The following is a 15,539-nucleotide window of genomic DNA, read 5'->3' on the forward strand; positions in this document are numbered from 1 at the left end:
TACATTCGGGACTGGGGTATCAATGTCCGGCCAGTTTCTTATCGAAGCAGGGCATAAGGCTGCCTAGACTCAAAATAAAATCCGTAATAATAGAATCTGTGTCCAACTTATAGGGGGCTAAACCAAATGTTCTCTCAGGTCGTCCAGTGTTTCTCCCTGTGTCCAGTAGTCGGGATAGTCTTACAAGTATCCGAGCCAGACACCCTCATCTTCCCAGAAGACAATCTTTACAACTTCCATTTTATAGTAGTAAGTTTGCAGGTAAATATAACGTCCTTACCAATTTAACAGTATTTACGCTGTAAGTTCTCGAATGTTTTTGCTGACAGGAATCAACGAGACGTAAATAGTGCATTTTTCTTCAAAGCATCAAACGACATGAGCCGCAGACAAGTAATAGACCAGATGCTGCAAATGATGAATCAGCTACCGGACGAAAAGCTGAATGAGGTAGCTGACTTCACTTCGTTTGTCTTGAAACGACACGAAGAAAGTCTCCTACAGCAGGGCATTGAACACCTGGTAGAGACCTCTGATACCTTCGTGTTCCTCAACGATGAAGAAGATTTGTATTCACGCGATGATTTGAAGGAGCGTTTCAAATGAAGCAGGGCGACGTTGTTTTAGTACCGTTTCCCTTTACCGACCTGTCCGGCAGTAAGCTGCGTCCCGCCCTGGTGCTGATTGCGACTTCCCTTGATGTTACGCTGTCGTTTATTACCACCCAGCTTCAATGGCAGGAGACGACTGATGTTCTATTGATGCCCAATGTAAGCAATGGATTGAAAAAGCAATCATTAATTCGGCTTAGTAAATTAGCCACTATTGATATCAGCTTAGTTGAAGGCCGACTTGGCGCAGTAAGTGAATCTGAGTTAGAGAACATTCACCGTAACTTGAGAATTTTATTTCAATTGTAGATTTTACAAAGTAAACAAACAGAGTGAATTCAATCCGCGTTTTTGCCCCTGCTACCGTAGCCAATGTGGCCTGCGGATTTGATATATTCGGTTTTGCCGTCGATAGCCCCGGCGACGAAATCGTTCTCCGGAAACGGGACAAACCCGGTGTCGAGATTATCGACATCATCGGCGACGAAGGCCGACTCCCCCGCGAAGCGATGCGTAACACGGCCGGCATTGCCATTCAGACCTTTTTGCAGCATATCGGCTCCGAGCAAGGTATTGAGGTGACCCTACATAAACAGATGCCACTGGGCAGCGGTTTGGGTTCCAGCGCAGCGAGCGCCGTGGCTGGGGTGTTTGCCATTAATGAACTGATGGGGCGTCCCCTCAAAACGATGGACCTCCTCCCCTTTGCCATGGAAGGCGAGCGGCTGGCCTGCGGCTCGGCCCATGCCGACAATGTGGCGCCCTCACTGCTGGGTGGCTTTGTGGTTATCCGTAGTTATAACCCACTGGATGTGATCCGGGTCAATACGCCCGACGGGATGCACTGCACCATCGTTCACCCGGACATCGAGGTGAACACCAAAGACGCCCGCTTTATTCTGAAAAATGAGGTGTCCATGAAGAACACCATCACGCAGATGGGCAATGTAGCCGGGATGATAGCGGGTCTGATGAAGCCGGATTACGACCTCATTAGCCGCTCCATGGTCGATGTAATCATTGAACCGGTGCGCTCTATCCTGATCCCCGAGTTTAACGAAGTAAAGCAGGCGGCCCTGGACAGTGGCGCTCTTGGTTGTAGTATTTCGGGTTCCGGTCCGTCTATGTTTGCCCTTAGCCGGGATGCCGAAACGGCACAGCGGGTTGGGCTGGCCATGCAGGCAGGATTTCTGGCGGTGGGCATTACCAGCGAGTTATACGTGTCGGAAATAAACCAGCAGGGTCCCAAAATTCTGTCACCGGTTACCGCTACGGCTTAACTCACCGGATGCTCCCCCCGACGAATGGCGTTGACCAGCAGATGTGCCCGGCGCGTTGGTTCCGGAATGCGGTAGCCGCCATCGCATTGCAGCGTTAATTGAATAGCGGTCTCCAGGTCGATCAGGTGACCGGGTGAGACGTAGACCGGATTAACGTTATTCTTCGTACGCAGGGCGGCTCCCACTACTTCACCTTTATGCATCATCGGCGACCAATCACCCCGCTCCGGAGCCGGATCGTGGTACCGACCGACCAGTACCGATTTGCCACAGCCAAATGTCGGACGGTTCAGCCACAGCCCGGCATGAGAGGCAATACCAATCCGGCGCGGGTGGGCCGTGCCGTGGCCGTCGAACATCACCACATCCGGTATTGTCGTCAATTTTTCCCAGGCTTTTAGCAACGAAGGTATTTCCCGGAAGGATAACAGGCCCGGCACGTAGGGAAAATCTGTTTCGCTCACTACCCCAACCTCCTCGATCACTGCCAGGTCCGACAGGCGCAGTACCACAATTCCGGCGTATACTGTGCTCTCAAATTTATTGAACGATATATCGGCGCCGGCAATGGTTTCGGCTGGGTGCGGCATGGGTTCTATGCGAATCTGCTGCCGTACCTGCTGCTGAATGGCAATAGCTTCTTCGGGGGTGACATCCCAGGGGTGAACGGGTGTGGTTGGGGGCATAGGTTTTTAGTTAGTTGCCATTGACGGGATAAAGCTGTAACGGCAGACCGCCATTCCTACAGGCTACTCATCCCATCCGGTTAGTTTCCTTATCACCTGAATAACTAGAACGGGAACAATTCCGGCTGCTACAATGAGTAAAAGGGCTTGATTGGTCATCGGCTGGATGGAAAGTACTTCGCTCAGGAAGGGTACGTAATAGGTAAGCACCAGAATAAGGATACAAATGACCAGCGCCCACCAGATGTACTTATTGCTGGTTACTTCATTCCTGAAGAAATGCCCATGCCCTGAATATAAGTTGAATACGTGCAGCAACTGCGCAAAAGACAGGCTGTAAAATGTAATGGTATTACCCATACCCTGACTCATGCCTAAGTTCCGGGTCCCCAGCCAGTACACGCCCAGCACAGCAATGGTCATGACCAGTGCGTAGTAGGTTATCATCCACCAGTCGCGGCTGGTCAGCACCGGCGTATCGGGGTTGCGCGGGGGCTGCTTCATGAGCTCACGGTTCTCGCGACCTACGCCCAGCGCCAGCGCCGGAAATACGTCGGTTACGATGTTGATAAACAAAATTTGGAGCGGCAACAGCGGATTACCGACACCCAGAAAGCCGGCGAACGTGACCACAAAAATCTCGCTCATGTTGCACGACAGCAGGAACAGGATAAACTTCCGGATGTTCTCAAAGATCACCCGCCCCTGCCCGATGGCCGTGACAATGGAGGTAAACGAATCATCTTTCAACACCATATCGGCGGTTTCGGCGGCTACCTGGGTGCCGCGTTGCCCCATGGCAATGCCGATGTCGGATTTTTTGAGGGCGGGGGCATCATTTACCCCGTCGCCGGTCATGCCGACAATATCGCCATGCTGCTGGTAGAGGTCGATCATGTCGAGTTTCTGCGCCGGACTCACCCGCGCAAATACCCGGCAGGCCATGATCCGCTCCTTTTCTTCTGCCGACAAGTCAGCTATGGGCCGCAGGTCTTTCCCGGTCAGCACAATCTCCTCACCCGGTTCAATCAGTTTAACTTTCGAAGCTACGGTCAGGGCCGTAGCGGGATGGTCGCCGGTAACCATGATGACCTTTATACCGGCTTCGCGGCAGGACTCCAGTGCGGGGGTCACTTCGGTACGCGGTGGGTCCAGAAAGCCAATCAATCCTAAATACGTCAGGTCTTTTTCGGTGAAATCGTCGCCCGGTTTTTCGTTTATCTCCCGGTAGGCGAAGGCCAGCGTACGCAGCCCATCAGCCGCCATTTTCTCCGACAACTGCCGGCTTGTCTCTTTCTCGTTTTGTTCCAGTAAGGCCGTCTGGCCACTTTTCATGACGCGATTACACCGGTCCAGCACTTCCTCTGTCGCCCCCTTCACTGCCACCAGGTAACGCCCGTCTGCTTCGTGCAGCGTGCCCATAATTCGGGTATCGGAACTAAACGCTTTCTCGGCTTTGCGGGGATGCTGCTGCGTAACCTCATCCGGATTGACGCCCGCACCGAGGGCAAACTTCAGCAACGCTACTTCTACCGGGTCACCTATTTCTTTAGGGGCTTCGCCCTCCCGTGGTTCATAATCGGCATTATTACAGAGAACCCCAACCTGAACCAGTTTGTGATAGGAAGAATCAGAAATAACAGCTTCTTCGCCATGCACTACCTCCAGTTTACCGGCCCGTTCGTCAATCCGCACTTCGGCCATACCTTCCGGCAACTGCACCGTATTTACCTCAATGCGGTTCTGGGTAAGTGTACCGGTTTTATCCGTAAAAATGACGTTGGTCCCCCCTAGCGTTTCCACCGCCGACAGCCGTTTCACAATGACCTTCTTCTCGGCCAGCCGCAGCATACCGTAAGCCAGCGCAATGGTTGCCACCACCGACATACCTTCCGGAATGGCCGCGATCGCCAGCGCAATGGCCGTTTCAATCAGCAACTTAGGCTCCTCCTGCCGGATAAAGCCTACCACCATGAACAAAGCCGCCAAACCCACCGTAATCCAGATCAATCGTTTGGCGAGGGCATCCAGCTTGGCTTCCAGCGGGGTTGCCGTCCGTTCGGCCTCCTCCACCATCGTGGCAATCTTACCCAATTCGGTATGCTGCCCAATACCCGTCACAATAGCCTGGCCGTTGCCACTCACCACCGCCGTGCCTTTAAACAAGCGGTTGTGCTGGTCGCCTAACGGCGCATCGGCTGCGGGTATGTCGGTGCTTTTCTCCACCGGCAACGACTCGCCCGTCAGCGCCGATTCGTCTACACCGAGTTGGTTGACGTCGAACAGATTACCATCAGCCGGGACCACATCGCCGGCTTCTACCAGCAGCACATCGCCCAGGGTAATTTCGTCGGACGGTATCTCCTGAATACGTCCGTCGCGCAGCACCCGGGCCGGAGCCGTATCCAACTTTCGGAGCGCATCCATCGACTTACTGGCGTTCCACTCCAGCACGAATCCGGTAATGGCGTTGATGAGCAGCACAATCAGAATTGCAATGCCTTCTACCGTATCCCCCAGAAAAAAGGAAATGGCAGCCGCAGCCGCCAGCACCCACACGATGACGCCTTTAAATTGGCGCAGTAATATTGTCAGGGCACTTTCGCGTTTGGCTTCCTGGAGGGCATTCGGGCCAAGTTCTTTCAGCCGGCGCTGGGCTTCTTTTTTGGTTAACCCCGTTTTCGTTTCGACCCGGAGTTGGTCTGCAAGGTGGTCACTAGACAATTCATGAGCGTTCTGAATAGGGGTAAGTGCAGGTTCGGATGTCATAGGTGTGTTGAGGCTGGTAGATGCGTCAAGAATACGAATTTTTCCGGTTCTAACCGGCCTGTAAAGCTGGTTTTGGCAATAGTTATCAACCGTTTATAACTGTCTGTTAGTAAATACCGTGACTTTTTTGGATTTTTACCCATCTGTTATCAACTCATTATTCCGTATGCAGTCCGCACTAAACACTCCTGTTTCGTTACCGGTTGACGAACGGCTCAACCGGGCGGTCGATTGGCGTCTGGGCATTCCGCTGTACGTCTATGCGGTCGTGTTTTCTTCCCTCTGCATCGTGTGGGGCCTTCTCTGGGACATTATGTGGCACATGAGCATCGGCCGCGATGGTCTGTTTGCGCCCCCGCATTTGCTTATCTACGCCGGTGCCGTAGTAGCCGGTCTGTTCTCCGGATTCAAGATCCTACAACTCACGTTTCAGAAAAGCCACCCCGACCGGGCCGTATCTGTCCGCTTCTGGGGCATTTTCTATGGTTCGCTGGGCGCGCTCTACTGCGTCTGGGGTGCCCTGGCGATGCTTACGTCGGCTCCGTTCGACGACTGGTGGCATAACACCTACGGGCTTGATGTGCAAATCCTGACACCCCCGCATACGGTTTTGGCCGTGGGCATGATGATTGTTCAGTTTGGTGCCATGATCAGCGTACTGGCTTTACAGAATCGCCTGGAAGACCGACGCCCGGAGTCCGAGGCAGAGAAAAGACAAGCGGCCCGTATCCGGCTGATGTTCGGCGTTTCGGCGGGACTGCTGCTGAGTATTCTATTTACCCTATTCTCCGAAAACATGGGTGAATGGGCTTCGCATAACTCATCGTACTACACCTGGGCGGCCATTGCCTTTCCGGTATATCTGATGGCCGTTGGCCGGGCCTCTCCGCTGCGCAACGGTCTTACCATCGTAACGGCGGTGTACATGCTGACGATGCTCATTCCAAGCTGGATACTGCCCCTGTTTCCGGCCACGCCTAAACTGGGGCCGGTACTGAATCCTATTACCCACTACCAGGCCTTTATTTTCCCGCTGGTGCTGATTGTACCGGGCTTGCTGCTGGATAAGCTGCTGCAGCGCTACAGCGGCAAAGTCAACGACTGGCTACTGGCAGCTATGGCTGGTGTAGTATTTATGTTTGCCCTGCTGGCTGTCCAGTGGCCATTCGGCGAGTTTTTGCATACGTCGCCCTACGCCCGCAACTGGTTCTTCCTGGCCGATTCGTGGTCATACGGTGACGACCCCAACTGGGAGTACCGGTATAAGTACCACCCGTACTTTATACAATCGTCTACTCAGTTTGGCCTTGGATTCGCGCAGGCGCTGCTGATCGCCTTTGTTTCCGCCCGCATCGGTCTGTACTGGGGTAACTGGATGAAACGAGTTCAACGATAAGTGTAGAGAGACATCCATGAGAAATAGCATTCAATTCATTTTTTCGCTGATACTTATAGCCGTCTGTTCGGCAACTGTTTTTGGGCATATCGGCAGTCCCGGCGTCATTGTACAGAAAGAAGCAGGCAAGTACCGGCTCCTGGTAAGTGTTTCCCCGCCCGATGTGGTGCCGGGTACCGCCAAAGTAACCGTGTTTGTCGAACAGGGCCTCGTGGGTACCATCCAGGCCCGGCCAGTTTATTTCCGCTCCGGTGATGAAGGTGCTCCGACCCATGATGAGTTGGAAGCAACCACCGATCAGCCCAACCGCTTTGAAGGTGTAGTCTGGCTGATGGATAGCGGCTCATCAAGCATCGAACTGCAGATTGACGGCCCCGACGGTAAAGCAACGGTGGTTGCTCCGGTGGTATCTGTCGCTACGGCGCAGCGCGATATGCCCGCCGAAACGGGTATGGCGCTGGCTGTCATGGGCATCCTGTTGTTCGTCTTAATGGCAACTATTATTGGGGCCAGCAACTCCGATGGCGTTCTGAAGCCCGGTCAGCCGAAGCCGGCCACCCTGGGTCGGAAACGGATGATTGGGATGGGTATCGGCTCGGTCGTACTGGCGCTGATGCTGATGGGTGGCCGGTCGTGGTGGAACAGCTGGGCCGACAGCTACCGCAACGAAAACCTTTATAAACCGCTGCCGATTGAAGCCACGGTACAACCAGCCGACGATCAGTCGGTGCTGAATATCCGGCTGGACACCACCAATTTCAGGCGCAACCGCCGGATGCTCAGCTTTGTGGTGCCCGACCACGGTAAGCTCATGCACGTGTTCCTGATCCGGTTGCCGGGCCTGGATGCCTTTGCGCACATCCACCCCGACCGGCGCGATACGCTCAACTACCAGAGTATCCTGCCGTCGCTGCCACAGGGCAAATACCTGGTTTACGCCGATATCGTATACCGCAGTGGCTACGCCGAAACACTCACTGATGCCGTTGATATACCAGCTATTACCAAAACTGTAGCGGCTAAAACCGATCCGGACTATAGCTGGCTTGTCACTGAGCCAATGGGGGTCAAAGCAAATGCCGTAGGCATACCGCACCTCGACGATAACATGGTTGCCTGCGGCAAGCCCAGCGCCAGCACAAAACTCGCCGACGGCTCTACCATGCTCTGGACCGATAAACCGAGTCAGGTGCTGGAAGCCGGTAAGCTCTATACGCTGAAGTTTGCCGTCGCCGACGAGCAGGGGAAAGCCGCTAGTCTGGAGCCATACCTGGGCATGAGCGGTCACGCGGCTATTCTCCGCTCCGACGGCTCGGTATACATTCACCTTCACCCCGTTGGAACTTATTCCATGGCCGCTGAAGAGTCGCTCGTAAACCGCATTGCCGACACGGCCCGCACCTTCCGCTACCCCGATGCCAAAAGCTTCCGGGACAGTATCGACACCTATGTTGCCAGGCTGAAGCAGTTGCCGGATGCCGAGCGCAACAAGCTGCTGATGGCCGCCATGCCCAATATGAAACACGCCGACGGTACCGAACACAGCAATATGGTGGAGTTTCCCTACGCTTTTCCCCGGCCCGGTCATTACCGCATCTGGGTACAGGTAAAGCGCAACGGCCAGGTGCTGACGGGCGTATTCGATACGCAGGTGAAGGGGAATGTGCTGTAGCCAGTCTGGCCCGGCTTGTCCGTGTTTGTAACACAAAACGGCTAGATACGCATCTGTGACGCGACATCTGCGTAAAGCAGAACGTCTATACGCGTCGCAGACATGCACCTCGCCCGACAGAGTCGGGAACAAACGGGGCAGCCTCAATGGCTATGGTCATTGGGGCTGTTTTCTTTTGTGCTTTTCCTATTACCTGCTTCAGGATATAGTACTACCGCTTCAGCCATAGGCTAACTGGTCGTAAACCGCTACCTATATACCCTACCGGTCGGCACCCATAGAATAAGTTTCTGATCTTTATCAGCTATTTATGATGCCCCGGTATTACATTCGAACACAAATACGCTTTCGTGAGAAGGCGGCCTTACAGAATAATTTGTGGCGAATTCTCCAACTGTTGATTAAATCTGGCAGGCGTTGTGTCAACGGATTCGGTTTTAGGCATCTTAACCCAAAAATTGCACTCGTCTTTTTATGAATGTTATGAAGGAGGTACCCTGTAGTTCGTATTCAAAAGAAGCAATGGATTTCAGGGTTTTTGAAGCAACACCTGGTATCAGTGTAATTGTGCTGCCAAATCCTCCTGAATACACGCATGTGGCGGTCAGCAATGATTTCATCCGGATATCGGGATTAAAGCGCGAAGCGGTAATCGGACGAGGACATTTTACTTTTTTTCCTCAAAGCCCTCTTGACCCGCACTTTACAGGAGAGCAGAATCTGAGAGCGTCCTTTGCCCACATAATTGCGCATAAAGAGCCGCACCGGATACCCCTGCAGCGTTACGACGTGCCAAACGGCGACGGCACATTCAGTGAGCGGTACTGGCAGATCCATAATGCCCCCATCCTGGATGAACAGGGGGAGCTGATGTACATTGTCCACTCGGCAGTTGATGTGTCTGACCAGGTAAAAAGTGAACAGCGGAGCCAGCATACTATTCAGTTCCTGTTTGACACTTCGCCCATTGGCATTGTAGCCTACGAAGCCATGCGGGATCAGACGGGTGCGATTACTGACTTCCGGCTCAGACATTATAACAGGCGGGCCAATGAATTGAGCGGTATTTCGATTCAGGAGCGCGAAACCTGTACGTTTCGGCAAATCATGCATCTATTGGGCACGTCACACCTGTTTGCGACTTTCGTGGATGTAGTTGAGCAGGACCTCACCATTGAAAAAGAACAGTATGTTGAACAAACTTCCCGGTGGCTCGCCATTACCGGTGCCAAATTTCTGGATGGTTTTCAGGTTACGCTTACCGACATTACTGAGCTGAAGACATCACAACAGTCTCTGCAAAAAGAGATTCTTTTCTCAAAAGGCATTCTAAATGCATCGCTCAATGGAATTTATGTGCTGAAAGCAATCCGGCATACCGATGGTACCGTAGCCGATTTTATTTTTTTGCAGGGTAATCAGAAATTTACGGAACTGACCGGGCATCGTATCGAAGATATCATTGGCAAGTCACTGCTGACTTTGTTTCCGCATGTCAGCGACAGTGGCTTTTTTCAGTTGCTCTGTCAGATAATTGAGGGAGAAGAGGCTCACCGCCAGACGATGTATTTTGCGAAGTCTTTTAAAAGATGGTACGACTACATAGCCGTTCGGCTCGGCGAAGACAGTGTGGTGGTCACGTTTCAGGAAATTACCACACTTAAAGAATTTGCCATGCAGATTGAACATCAGAAAAATCTGCTTGACAACATCCTGAAACATTCTCCGAGCGGCATTACGGTCTATGCCGCCATACGGAACGAATCCCGCCAGGTTATTGACTTCCAATGCATTATTGCAAACCAGGCTGCTGAGGTTTTTACGCAGATACCCAACGAAGACCGGCTTGCAAAAACAGTACTGACTATTACACCGGAAATTAAAGACAGTCCGATTTTCCGGATGGCGGTCGCTACCCTTGAGACGGGAGAGGCTTTTCAGACGCAGTACTACCACGCCCCTATTCAGAAGTGGCTGGAACTCTCGGTGGCTAAAATGGATAACGAACACCTGATCAATGTATTTACCGACATTACCGGCCGGAAAGAGGTTCAGCTTCGGCTGGAAGCGTCGAATAAAGAACTCAGGCGCTCGAATGATGAACTGAAGCAATTTGCGTATGTAGCGTCACACGACCTGCAGGAACCTTTGCGTAAGATTCGGATGTTCAGCAACATGATCTCGGCGAATTTAGAGCCCGATCATTCTCTGCGTTCGTACCTCGATAAGATCGACAACTCCACCGTGCGCATGACGGGGTTGATTAAAAGTTTGCTGGATTATTCACGACTCTCCGGCACCAGTTTCAGCACGCGCTTTGAGCGCGTTGATCTGAATGTTATTTTACAAAATGTACTGGCCGACTATGAAGTAACTATAAGCCAGAAGCATGCCACCGTCTATAGCGAGGCCCTGCCCACTCTGGAAGCCATTCCAATTCAGATGAATCAGCTTTTCTTTAACCTGATTGGTAACGCCCTGAAGTTTGTCAGAAAAGATGTGTCGCCTGTTATTACGGTCAAGGTTCAAAACGTGTCGGACGAACGCAAAGCTAGTTTTGACCAGCTACAAAAAGACAGGTCGTATGTAGCCATCAGCGTTCAGGATAACGGCATTGGATTCAACCAGGAGTACGCCAGTAAGATATTTACTATTTTTCAGCGATTAAATGACCGGAGTCTGTTTGATGGCTACGGCATTGGCCTGGCTTTATGCAAAAAGGTGGTAGACACTCATAACGGCATTATTTATGCAGAAGGAAAGCCAAAAGAAGGCGCTACATTTACTTGTATTTTACCCTATCAGCAGCGTTAAAAACCATTGAACAACCTACTACAATGACTACCCTCGAATTACCCGTGAACGAATCGGAACGGCTGGAAGTTTTAAAACGGTACGATATACTGGATACTCCCGCCGACGGTAGCTTTGACCGAATCACCCGGTTAGCAGCAACCCTGTTTAAGGTACCAATCTCTATAATCAGTTTAGTTGACACCGACCGAATCTGGTTTAAATCGCACTATGGCTTAGCCATTAATCAGATTGGCCGTGACCCGGGTCTGTGTGCCTCAGCCATTCTGTCGAGCGAAGTATATGTGATCGGAGATGCGTGCCAGGATCCGCGTTCGCTGACAAACCCTCTGGTAGCCGGCGAATTTGGCCTCCGCTTTTATGCAGCCATGCCGCTGCAAACAACTGACAATTACAACCTGGGTACCCTGTGTATCATTGATAAAGTACCCAGAACCCTAACGGACGACGAAAAGGAAATTCTGAAACAACTGGCACAGATTGTCATGGACGAAATGGAAATGCGGCTGGTCGTACGAAATACAGTAACCAACGTCAGAAAGCTGACGACAGATATGTCTTATCACCTGAACGAAGCCATCACTAATATAGAAACGGCATCAGGAGATCAACAGAATGATAAAATGCTGAGCTATCTGGATGCTTCCAGAATGTTTTTACTGAACATCGAAAACCAGCTGGACCAACTGTAAACTTCCCGTTCGTCATTAACCGGCCCGGCCTAAAAATGAATAAGCCCGACAGAGTCGGGAACAAACGGGGCAGCCTCAATGGCTATGGTTGTTGAGGCTGTTCGTTTTGTAATGTTTCCGTTACCTGCTTCAGGGGATAATACTGCCGTTTCAACCAGAGACTCAAACCATCAAGACCCGGAAACAGCACCCGCTCGTTAATGTTGGCCTGATCGAGTTTATCCCGAATCTCCCACTTGATATCGGCCGGAATGATAATCTTGCGGTAGGTATCCGGGTTTTGGTCCAGCCACTCATTCACCGCTACGCATGGGTTAGAAATGACGGAGAACAACGCGTACTGATTCACAATCCGGTCATCAAGGGAAGGAGGCTCAAAAAAGGCAATAAACGTATCAGGTGCCAGGTCATCAAATTCCCGCAGGGTTTTTATACTTTCCAGCATTTCTACCGTAAACACATCAGCACCTTCCCCGGCCAGTTTTGCCTTCAGCGAATACGGTAGGGCATCATGAGCCTTCTTGTAATTTACCGTCCAGATGGCCCCATCCTGTTGCAGACATTCGATGGTTGCCGTGGCAAAATGGAGGGCTACAAACGGCGAAAACGTCCAGTCGAGCAGGCGGGTGGGCAAGCCGTGGTGCTGCGCCAGCGACAGCCAGTGCCAGATCGAATCCTGTTCCACTACATCGCGGTGGGCGTATTTTTTGAAATTGCGCAACAGGTGCCCCTCCAGTTGCGCATAGTCGCCACCCAACTGCATCAGTGAAGTTTTCAAAGTAAACGACGCATTCGGCAATCCCCTGAATGCATAAGGCGACCGGAACCGCTGGATATGAGGCATCCAGGCATCTTCGTATAAACATTCCAGCAGTTCATTCCAGCTCGAAACCCGAACTTCGTCCATGGGCAGGCACTCGTTTACCACACCAACACCGACCGACTTTCTTTTGTTGAAAGAGCCTACAGAACGGCTTTTCCGGCACAGACTACCCGATAAGGCTGTGTGCCGGCCATGGAAGAGTTGCATAAGTCACAGAAAAGCTGCTTATTTTACAACCTGATACCCAAATAGCGTTTACTCTATGCGAGTGTTACTCATTGTCGGCCTGGGCGTTTTGTCACTTACGGCGTTTGGGCAGCCCAAAAAGCCGACCGTTCAAACCACTTCTGTCAAAACTGCGCCAACGGTACAGGTTGGTCTTAAGGTATACGAACAATACTGCCTGACCTGCCACCAGGCCAACGGATCGGGCGTTCCGGGCCTTAATCCGCCCCTGCAGCAAACAGACTGGGTACTCGGCAACAAAACCCGGTTGATAAACGTGGTGCTGAAGGGGCTGCGCGACGCTGAGGTCAACGGCGAATATTACAGCAACGAGATGCCGGCCCATGATTTTCTGTCTGACCAGCAAATTGCCGATGTGCTGACGTTTATCCGCAGTCATTTCGGCAACAAAGCCGAAGCCGTTCTGGCCGACGAAGTAAAAGCGGCACGGAACGCCCATTAACTAGTTAGCTTACCTTTCCATCATAGCACTAAAAACCTAACCGCCATGAAAATCTATCTGCTAAGCCTCCTGCTGACGGTTGTGTTAGCAACAGCCCAGGCCCAGCCTAAAGCGCCAGTAGGCATTCAATTGTACACCTTCCGGAATGAGTTTGCCAAGGATGTACCGGGCACCATGGCCAAAGTCCGGGAGATGGGCTTTAAAGAAATTGAAGGAGGTAACACGTACGGCCTTAGTGTTCCCGAACTCTGCAAATTGCTCGACCAGAATGGACTAAAGCTCGTTAGTATGGGTGCCCAGTTTGCCGAACTGGAAGCGAATGTGCCGCAGGTGATCGACAAAGCCAAAACCTTGGGGGCCAAATACGTTGTCTGCTCCTGGATTCCGCACGAGAATGATGAATTTACCTTTGCGGATGCCCAGCGGGCCACCGAGGTATTCAACACCGCCGGGCGCTTACTGAAGGAGAACGGCCTGAACCTGTGCTACCATACGCACGGGTATGAGTTCAAACCTTACCAGCAGGGTACGCTGTTCGATTACCTGGTTGCTGAACTGGACCCGCGCTACTGCAACTTTGAAATGGATGTGTTCTGGGTGAAACACCCCGGTCAGGACCCGGTCGAGTTCCTGAAGAAGTACGGAAAACGCGTTCCGCTCGTCCACCTGAAAGACCGGAAACCCGGCACGCCCGGCAATGACAAAGGCCGCGCCGATGTGGAGACCAATGTCCCCCTCGGTCAGGGCGACATCGGCATTGCCGAGATCATGAAGCAGGCCAAAAAATCCGGCGTCAGGCACTTCTTCATCGAAGACGAATCCTCCCGCTCTATGACGCAGGTACCCCAGAGCTTGGATTACCTGCGCACGGTGATGTAGAAGAGTTATAAGTTGGCTGACGCACCAACAATTCATAACTCTTAATTCTTGCCTAAAACCCTCTTTGCCCGCAAAAAGCGGTTGCGTTCGGGTTCGTCGAAGTTGGGAGCGCCGGGAGTCATGCTGCTGATGCGGATTTTACCGGACGCGTGGATAAACTCGTTGTTACCAATCCACATCCCCACATGTACTACCCGCTCCGGTTTTTCGGACGTGGCCGTTTCACCGAAGAACAACAGGTCGCCGGGTTTTAGCTGTGAAAAGTCTTTATTCGGGGTCGGAATCAGGTCGCCTGTATAGACCTGCTGCGAAGCATCGCGGGGGAGGGTAATGCCGTTCAGCAGGTAAACGGTTTTGGTGAAACCGCTGCAATCCATTCCTTTGACCGACGTACCGCCCCATAGATAAGGGATACCCATCATGGTTTTGGCCGTACTCACCAGTGTCTCTTCGTTCGGATGCAGTGAGGCTACCCAGCGGTCGTAACGTTGGGCTTCTTTTTTCAGTACATAGCCGGTGCGGCCGTCGGGGTAGCGTACCTGATAAAACTGTTTGGCTTCTTTTTCCAGGGCTAGTTGATCACCGGCCACCAGGTCCGATACGGTCTGCGACTGCTCGTTGGATTCGCTGTAGCAAAAGCCGAACGGGCGGGTGAAGATAATTTTGTCGGCCTGCTGCCAGCGGTCGTATTCGGCTTTGGTCATGCGCTGAATACCGCCAAAATCGACCCAGGCAATATATTGATCGGGTGTTTGGGCCAGATACCAGCCCCGCTCCTTATCCCAGATTTGCAACGGCATACCGAGCAGCGCCTGCGTTGCCAGTTCGGCGGCATCGCGGGGCTGCGAGCGCAGGTTCGCGACCGATACGTTGACAACGGCGTAGGTTTGCTCACCCAGTACCGCTGCCGGCAATACCTCGATCTGATCCTGAAACCGGATGCCCTGCTGCTGTAACTGAGTCGTTAAGGCCTGTTTTGCATCAGGAAGGTTCGTTTTTCCTTTCAGGGTAGCAGTCGAATCAGCTTCTACCCGAAAAATAGCCGTTCGCGCATCGGGCGCGTATTGCTTACGAATGGCATCGATGACTGGTTTAGCCGGCTGGGCTACGGAGACAGCCGTACTCAGGAGAAAGAAGAAAAGGAATAAGAACTTACTGCGCATACATCAGAGAAAACAAAGCCGTTACTACCAAAAGGGAACGTTGCCCGGTTGGCTAACGTTCCCTTT

General features: G+C 52.2%; 13 protein-coding genes. 9 read left to right on the forward strand and 4 right to left on the reverse strand.

Annotated elements, in window-relative coordinates; genetic code table 11:
• The first annotated feature begins 378 nt into the window (after positions 1-378).
• From ABD931_RS20425 to ABD931_RS20435, 3 genes are read left to right on the forward strand one after another with little or no spacing between them, the layout of a single operon-like run.
• Positions 379-606, forward strand: coding sequence for a hypothetical protein (locus ABD931_RS20425; RefSeq protein WP_345269783.1), 228 nt, complete (start codon positions 379-381; stop codon positions 604-606).
• Positions 603-920, forward strand: a complete 318-nt coding sequence (locus ABD931_RS20430; protein ID WP_345269784.1) for a type II toxin-antitoxin system PemK/MazF family toxin — start codon at positions 603-605, stop codon at positions 918-920. Before ABD931_RS20425 ends, ABD931_RS20430 begins: the two co-directional genes overlap by 4 nt.
• Positions 921-943: 23 nt before the next feature.
• Positions 944-1,891: a homoserine kinase gene (locus ABD931_RS20435; RefSeq protein ID WP_345269785.1), complete on the forward strand. Its 948-nt coding sequence runs from the start codon at positions 944-946 to the stop codon at positions 1,889-1,891.
• Here ABD931_RS20435 and nfi read toward each other — a convergent pair.
• Both nfi and ABD931_RS20445 read right to left on the reverse strand, forming a co-directional pair.
• On the reverse strand, positions 1,888-2,577 hold the full coding sequence (gene nfi, locus ABD931_RS20440; protein WP_345269786.1) for a deoxyribonuclease V: 690 nt from the start codon (positions 2,575-2,577) through the stop codon (positions 1,888-1,890). The two genes, ABD931_RS20435 and nfi, sit on opposite strands and share 4 nt — an antisense overlap.
• A gap of 63 nt (positions 2,578-2,640) precedes the next feature.
• Positions 2,641-5,346, reverse strand: coding sequence for a cation-translocating P-type ATPase (locus tag ABD931_RS20445; RefSeq protein ID WP_345269788.1), 2,706 nt, complete (start codon positions 5,344-5,346; stop codon positions 2,641-2,643).
• A 166-nt stretch (positions 5,347-5,512) separates the two neighbouring features.
• Here ABD931_RS20445 and ABD931_RS20450 point away from each other — a divergent pair, with 166 nt between their 5' ends.
• The 4 genes from ABD931_RS20450 (at position 5,513) to ABD931_RS20465 (ending at position 11,920) form a co-directional block, all read left to right on the forward strand.
• Positions 5,513-6,742 carry a hypothetical protein gene (locus ABD931_RS20450; RefSeq protein ID WP_345269789.1) on the forward strand — a complete coding sequence of 410 codons (1,230 nt, stop codon included), beginning with the start codon at positions 5,513-5,515 and terminating at the stop codon, positions 6,740-6,742.
• A gap of 16 nt (positions 6,743-6,758) precedes the next feature.
• Positions 6,759-8,414 carry a DUF8832 domain-containing protein gene (locus tag ABD931_RS20455; RefSeq protein WP_345269790.1) on the forward strand — a complete coding sequence of 552 codons (1,656 nt, stop codon included), beginning with the start codon at positions 6,759-6,761 and terminating at the stop codon, positions 8,412-8,414.
• 474 nt (positions 8,415-8,888) lie between these two features.
• Entirely contained in the window at positions 8,889-11,228 is a 2,340-nt protein-coding gene (locus ABD931_RS20460) for a PAS domain-containing sensor histidine kinase (RefSeq protein ID WP_345269791.1), read from the forward strand.
• A 23-nt stretch (positions 11,229-11,251) separates the two neighbouring features.
• The gene (locus ABD931_RS20465) at positions 11,252-11,920 is read left to right on the forward strand and encodes a GAF domain-containing protein (protein ID WP_345269792.1); all 669 of its coding nucleotides are present in this window, start codon (positions 11,252-11,254) and stop codon (positions 11,918-11,920) included.
• An 82-nt stretch (positions 11,921-12,002) separates the two neighbouring features.
• On the opposite strand, the gene ABD931_RS20470 is transcribed toward ABD931_RS20465, so the two are convergent.
• Positions 12,003-12,950: an FRG domain-containing protein gene (locus ABD931_RS20470; protein ID WP_345269793.1), complete on the reverse strand. Its 948-nt coding sequence runs from the start codon at positions 12,948-12,950 to the stop codon at positions 12,003-12,005.
• A 55-nt stretch (positions 12,951-13,005) separates the two neighbouring features.
• Here ABD931_RS20470 and ABD931_RS20475 point away from each other — a divergent pair, with 55 nt between their 5' ends.
• Both ABD931_RS20475 and ABD931_RS20480 read left to right on the forward strand, forming a co-directional pair.
• Positions 13,006-13,431 (forward strand): c-type cytochrome, encoded by a 426-nt coding sequence (locus ABD931_RS20475; RefSeq protein WP_345269794.1) that lies wholly within the window; start codon positions 13,006-13,008, stop codon positions 13,429-13,431.
• Between the two features lie 45 nt (positions 13,432-13,476).
• Positions 13,477-14,310: a sugar phosphate isomerase/epimerase family protein gene (locus ABD931_RS20480; RefSeq protein WP_345269795.1), complete on the forward strand. Its 834-nt coding sequence runs from the start codon at positions 13,477-13,479 to the stop codon at positions 14,308-14,310.
• Positions 14,311-14,351: 41 nt separating this feature from the next.
• Here the strand turns inward: ABD931_RS20480 and ABD931_RS20485 are convergent, their stop codons facing one another.
• Positions 14,352-15,473 (reverse strand): C40 family peptidase, encoded by a 1,122-nt coding sequence (locus ABD931_RS20485; protein ID WP_345269797.1) that lies wholly within the window; start codon positions 15,471-15,473, stop codon positions 14,352-14,354.
• Positions 15,474-15,539 lie beyond the last annotated feature (66 nt).

Origin of the sequence: Nibrella viscosa (assembly GCF_039541875.1) — a bacterium.
GTDB classification, from domain to species: domain Bacteria; phylum Bacteroidota; class Bacteroidia; order Cytophagales; family Spirosomataceae; genus Nibrella; species Nibrella viscosa.